At 56.7% G+C, this 404-nt stretch carries 1 protein-coding gene; it reads left to right on the top strand.

Annotation, left to right across the window (positions count from 1 at the left end):
* On the top strand, nt 1-404 hold a 404-nt coding region (locus GCM43_RS25535), incomplete at both ends, for a GTP-binding protein (protein WP_264372682.1).

Genomic DNA, 404 nt, shown 5'->3' on the forward strand with positions numbered 1-404 from the left:
CAGATCGATGCTGCTCCAGAAGAAAAAGCACGCGGTATTACCATTAACACCGCTCACGTTGAGTACGAAACGGCTTCGCGCCACTACGCTCACGTTGACTGCCCAGGCCACGCCGACTACATCAAAAACATGATTACCGGTGCAGCGCAGATGGACGGCGCGATCCTGGTTTGCTCGGCAGCTGACGGCCCAATGCCACAGACCCGCGAACACATCCTGCTGGCCCGCCAAGTTGGCGTTCCATACATCATCGTGTTCCTGAACAAGTGCGACCTGGTCGACGACGCAGAACTGCTGGAACTGGTTGAAATGGAAGTGCGCGAGCTGTTGTCGAAATACGACTTCCCAGGCGACGATCTGCCGATCATCAAAGGTTCGGCCCGTATGGCGCTGGAAGGCCAAGA

It is taken from the genome of Janthinobacterium aquaticum (assembly GCF_009208565.1).
Lineage (GTDB): Bacteria > Pseudomonadota > Gammaproteobacteria > Burkholderiales > Burkholderiaceae_D > Janthinobacterium.